Below are 4,300 nucleotides of genomic sequence, written 5' to 3' on the forward strand. Positions count from 1 at the left end.
CGGCACGGCGGCGGCGGCGGCGAGATCGAGGATCAGGCCCGTCCGGCCGCCGCCGGCCTGCGCCCCCGCTTCCGGCCGGACCGCGAGCCGAAGGCCCAGGCGCAGCGTGAACGCCGCCTGACATGCGTACAGAACGATCCGCAGCGGCGTGGCATGGGCCGCCCAGAACGCAGGCTCCGTCGCCAGCGCGGCGGCGACGATGCCCGCCAGCGCGGCGATCCCGGTCCAGAGGCGCCGGCGCCGCCAGATAGCCGCGAAGCCTATCCCCGGCGCCCGGTTCGTCGCCGGGCCGTTCACCGTGGTGCAGCCCATGCCCTCAAGCCGCCCCCGTCCACTTCACCCCCCGTCCACTTCACCCCCCGTCCACTTCGCCTCCCGTCCGCGCCTGCCAGCGGCGCGGCCACCGCGTCGGCGCCCGCCGGCCGGGCCACCCTACCGCGATCCGACCGGCCACGAAACGGGTTGGGCGTGGCCGGACGGGCATCGGCGGGTGCGTACGGGCGGGTCAATGCATGTCGGCGAAGCTCTGCACCATGCTGCCGGCCACCATCCGCCAGCCATCCATCAGGACGAAGAAGATCAGCTTGAACGGCAGCGAGATCGCGCTCGGCGGCAGCATCATCATGCCGAGGCTCATCAGCACGCTGGCGATCACCATGTCGATCACGAGGAACGGCAGGAACAGCAGAAATCCCATCTCGAACGCCCGCCGCAATTCGCCGACCATGAAGGCCGGGATCAGCGCCCGCCATGCCGGCGCGTCGCCCGCCTGCGGCGGCGGCAGGTGCGCGAGGTCGGTAAACAGCGCGAGGTCCGGCGGACGCACGTTGGCCGCCATGAACCGGCGGAACGGCTCCGCCGCGAGCCGCAACCCCTCCATCTCCGCCACCTTGCCCTGCGAGAGCGGCAGCAGGCCGGTGGTCCAGGCCTGATCGAGCACCGGCTGCATGACGAAGAACGTGAGGAACAGGGCGAGGCCGATCAGCACCGTGTTGGGCGGCGTGCCCTGCGCGCCGAGAGCACTGCGCAGCAGCGACAGCACGATGACGATGCGGGTGAACGCGGTCACCATCACCAGCAGGGACGGCGCGAGCGACAGGACCGTGATCAGCGCGGTGAGCTGCACGAGCTTGCCGGTCGCCCCGGGCGTTTGCGCTCCGCCGAGATCGATGTTGAGCGATTGCGCCGCCGCCGGCGCCGCGACGGCGAGCGCCGACGCGACGGCGACGAGATAGGCCGCGAGACGCCGCCCGGTCACGGCAGCCAGCCGAGGAGCACGTCCTGCGTGCCGCCGGTCAGCAGCAGGCATTGTCGCTCCCCGCAGCGAACGAGCACCAGACGCCGCCGCGTGTCGAGCGCGAGCGTCTCGTCGAGCGCGAGCAGGCGCGTCGACGCGCCGGGCCGCCTGGCCACGCCTGCCCAGCGCGCGCCGCGTTGCGCGACGCAGATCAAGGCCAGAACCAGCGCGAGCGCGCCGCCGGCCGTGAGCATCGAGAGGACGGAGGATGGCATCGTGCGGCCCTTTTGCCCGCCGTTGCGTGTCGGTCTCGGCGCACCGGGTGCGCCGGGTGATCCGCTGCCGTGCCGCTAATGGTCCGGCGGCGGCGTGCCGGGCGTCCTGCCGCCGCGTGGCACGGGATCGCGCGGCGCATGGCCGGGCGGTGCATGATCGGGCGGCGTCGCCCGCAACGTGTCGGCAAAACGGTCCGCCTGCTCGCAGAGGGCCACCAGCGACGGTCGAAGCGTCCGGCCCTGCTCGGGCGGCAGATCGAGCGCGCGGGCGCACAGCCGTCCGACCAGATCGTCGAGCCCGGCGAGATCGATATGCCGGCGGGCGGTATGCAACGCCTCCGCGATGCGCAGCGTGCGCGCCAGACCCTCGGCGAGGTCGACGGCGGACTGGCGCGTGTGGGCGGTGGGATCCATGCTGGCCATGGATCGGAGTTCACCACGCGGGCCTTAACGAAGCGTTGCCGCCGCGCATGCACCTTTCGTCAATCCCTTGGCGGCAGGCTGGGTTTCGTGATGGACCCGATGCAAACCGATATCCTCGACCTTGCCGCGCGCCGTCTCGGCTGGCTGGATCGCCGGCAGTCCGTGCTCGCGCAGAATATCGCGAACGCCGACACGTCCGGATTTCAGCCACGCGACCTGCCATCCTTCGCCGCGAGCCTGGCGGGGGCGACGGAAATGGCCGCCGCCGGTCGGCTCGAGTTGACGCGGCCGGGACACATGGCGGGCACGGCAGGGGCCGGCATCCTGTCGGATGCGCGCCCGACCGGGCCCGATACCGGCGCGCAGGGCGTGGACGGCAACGGCGTGGCGCTCGACGAGGAACTTACCCGCGTCGCCGACACGCAGAACCAGCAGGCGCTGGCGACCGGTCTCTACAGTAAATATCTCGGCCTGTTCCGGCTGGCGCTGGGCCGCGGCTGACGCACGGAGGGAGCTCATGGATCTCGCGACGGCACTGACGATTTCGGCGCGCGGCATGGACGTGCAGAGCACGCGCCTGCGCGTCATTGCCGAAAACATCGCCAATGCCGACACGACCGGCTCGACGCCGGGCGCGGAGGCCTATCATCGCAAGACCGTCTCCTTCGAAAACAGGATGGACGCCGCGCTGGGTGTCGCGACCGTCGCCGTCAAATCGGTCGGGACCGATCCGACGGAGCTGCCGTTGCGCTATGACCCGTCGAACCCCGCGGCCGACGCCCGCGGCTACGTCAAGCAGCCGAACGTCAACACCTTCGTCGAGGCAATGGACATGCGCGAGGCCGAGCGTACCTACAGCGCGAACCTGAACGTTCTGCAGGCCACCCGCTCGATGCTCACCCGCACGATCGACATGCTGAAATAGCCATGGCGGACGCATCCCTCGACGCGATCCCCAACGTCACGGTCGTCCCCTCGGCGCAGGATGCGCCGGCCGGCATCGACGCCGCGACCGCGGCCGGCGCCTATGGTCGCGTCGATCGCGGCGATTTCGGTCGGGGCTTCGGCGACGCTCTGCAACAGGCGATGCAGGGCGTCGTCGATGCCGGGCACGCCGCCGACGCGCAGACGATGCGGGCATTGAGCGGACAGGCCAACGTCACCGATGTCGTCACGGCCGTCTCGCGCGCCGAACTTGCCTTGCAGACGGCATCCTCCATCCGCGACCGGGTCGTGCAGGCCTATCAGGACATCATGAAGATGCCGATCTGACCGGGCCACCGCACGGCGGCGCGGCCACCCCGGGGGCCATCCCGCCCTCGATCCCCCTCCGGCCCCGAAGCGAGGCCATGACGGAGCGCACCGAATGGCCGACATCGATCTCGTCGCGCTGATGCACGCGACCTTCCTGCTCGCCGCGCGCCTCGCGGGACCGCCGCTTCTGGCGACGCTGGCGGTGGGGGTGGCGGTGTCGCTGCTGCAAGCCGTCACGCAGATCAACGAAAGCACGCTCGGCTTCGTCCCGAAGGCAATCGCGCTGGCCGCGGTCCTGGCCCTGACCGGCGCGAGCATGGTCGGCGCGCTCGAGGATTACACGCGCGGCGTGTTCGATCGTCTGATCGCGATCGGCGGGACGTGAGCGTCGACGCCGCCGTCGCGGCGATGCCCGCGTTCGCACCCTCCGCGCTGCCGGGGCTTGCCTATGCGTTCTTGCTGACGCTGGCGCGCGTCGGGTGCGCCATCCTGCTGCTGCCCGGCTTCGGCGAGGCAGAAATCCCGGCCATGGTGCGTGCCGGTCTCGCGTTGGCCGTGACGGCGGCCATTGTGCCGGCGGTGGGCCCCCTCATGCCGGCACCGCCGTCGTCCCTGCCGCTGTTCGCGTCGCAGGTGACGGCGGAGGTCGCGACCGGACTGTTCTTCGGCTGGATCGCCCGGCTGACGGTGCAGGCCCTGCCGATCGCCGGGCAGCTCATCGCGACGATGACCGGCCTCTCGAGTGTGCTGCAGCCCGATCCGTCCATGGGGCCGCAGACGACCGCCTTCGGCCGCATTTTCGCCCTCGCCGCGCCGGCGATGGTGCTGGCGTCCGGCCTGTACGCCATGCCGCTGGCGGCGCTGGCCGGCAGTTTCGCGGTGATCCGGCCGGGGACGCTGCTGGCGGGCGGCGACGTGGCAAGAACCGTCGCCGACGCGACGCAGGCGGCGTTCGCGCTCGGCCTGCGTCTCGCGGCGCCCTTCGTGCTGGCCGGTCTGGCGTGGCAGGTCGGGCTCGCGCTGCTCGCACGGCTGGTGCCGCGGTTGCAGATCTATTTCGCGGCCTTGCCGGGACAGGTCCTGGGCGGCCTTGTTCTTCTTGGCCTGCTGA

9 protein-coding genes are annotated in these 4,300 nt (G+C 71.5%); 5 read left to right on the forward strand and 4 right to left on the reverse strand.

What is annotated here, in order from left to right:
• The 4 genes from B8460_RS16775 to B8460_RS21175 all read right to left on the reverse strand — a co-directional run.
• On the reverse strand, positions 1-312 hold a 312-nt coding region (locus tag B8460_RS16775; protein ID WP_048862763.1), incomplete at its 3' end, for a hypothetical protein.
• A 193-nt stretch (positions 313-505) separates the two neighbouring features.
• The gene (fliP, locus tag B8460_RS16780; protein ID WP_048862764.1) at positions 506-1,258 is read right to left on the reverse strand and encodes a flagellar type III secretion system pore protein FliP; all 753 of its coding nucleotides are present in this window, start codon (positions 1,256-1,258) and stop codon (positions 506-508) included.
• Positions 1,255-1,512, reverse strand: coding sequence for a flagellar biosynthetic protein FliO (locus B8460_RS16785; protein WP_048862769.1), 258 nt, complete (start codon positions 1,510-1,512; stop codon positions 1,255-1,257). Before B8460_RS16785 ends, fliP begins: the two co-directional genes overlap by 4 nt.
• A 75-nt stretch (positions 1,513-1,587) precedes the next feature.
• A complete protein-coding gene (locus tag B8460_RS21175) occupies positions 1,588-1,935 on the reverse strand; it encodes a hypothetical protein (protein WP_048862765.1) in 348 nt (115 codons plus the stop codon).
• A 90-nt stretch (positions 1,936-2,025) separates the two neighbouring features.
• On the opposite strand from B8460_RS21175, the gene B8460_RS21180 reads away from it, so the two are divergent.
• The 5 genes from B8460_RS21180 to B8460_RS16810 form a co-directional block, all read left to right on the forward strand.
• Positions 2,026-2,436 (forward strand): flagellar basal body rod protein FlgB, encoded by a 411-nt coding sequence (locus tag B8460_RS21180; RefSeq protein WP_048862766.1) that lies wholly within the window; start codon positions 2,026-2,028, stop codon positions 2,434-2,436.
• A 16-nt stretch (positions 2,437-2,452) separates the two neighbouring features.
• Positions 2,453-2,860, forward strand: coding sequence for a flagellar basal body rod protein FlgC (gene flgC / locus B8460_RS16795; RefSeq protein WP_048862767.1), 408 nt, complete (start codon positions 2,453-2,455; stop codon positions 2,858-2,860).
• A 2-nt stretch (positions 2,861-2,862) separates the two neighbouring features.
• On the forward strand, positions 2,863-3,207 hold the full coding sequence (fliE, locus tag B8460_RS16800) for a flagellar hook-basal body complex protein FliE (RefSeq protein ID WP_084623809.1): 345 nt from the start codon (positions 2,863-2,865) through the stop codon (positions 3,205-3,207).
• Between the two features lie 94 nt (positions 3,208-3,301).
• Positions 3,302-3,574 carry a flagellar biosynthetic protein FliQ gene (locus B8460_RS16805; protein ID WP_048862768.1) on the forward strand — a complete coding sequence of 91 codons (273 nt, stop codon included), beginning with the start codon at positions 3,302-3,304 and terminating at the stop codon, positions 3,572-3,574.
• Positions 3,571-4,300: flagellar biosynthetic protein FliR (locus B8460_RS16810; protein WP_052945277.1), on the forward strand; the 730-nt coding region annotated here is incomplete at its 3' end. The genes B8460_RS16805 and B8460_RS16810, both read left to right, overlap by 4 nt.

The sequence above is a fragment of the Acidisphaera rubrifaciens HS-AP3 genome (genome assembly GCF_000964365.1).
In the GTDB taxonomy this organism is placed as follows: domain Bacteria; phylum Pseudomonadota; class Alphaproteobacteria; order Acetobacterales; family Acetobacteraceae; genus Acidisphaera; species Acidisphaera rubrifaciens.

Bases quoted from the DNA above. Each gene is read 5' to 3' on its own strand.
- B8460_RS16785 (WP_048862769.1), bottom strand. From the start codon at position 1,512: ATGCCATCCTCCGTCCTCTCGATGCTCACGGCCGGCGGCGCGCTCGCG.
- flgC (WP_048862767.1), top strand. From the start codon at position 2,453: ATGGATCTCGCGACGGCACTGACGATTTCGGCGCGCGGCATGGACGTG.
- B8460_RS21180 (WP_048862766.1), top strand. From the start codon at position 2,026: ATGGACCCGATGCAAACCGATATCCTCGACCTTGCCGCGCGCCGTCTC.
- fliE (WP_084623809.1), top strand. From the start codon at position 2,863: ATGGCGGACGCATCCCTCGACGCGATCCCCAACGTCACGGTCGTCCCC.
- B8460_RS21175 (WP_048862765.1), bottom strand. From the start codon at position 1,935: ATGGCCAGCATGGATCCCACCGCCCACACGCGCCAGTCCGCCGTCGAC.
- B8460_RS16805 (WP_048862768.1), top strand. From the start codon at position 3,302: ATGGCCGACATCGATCTCGTCGCGCTGATGCACGCGACCTTCCTGCTC.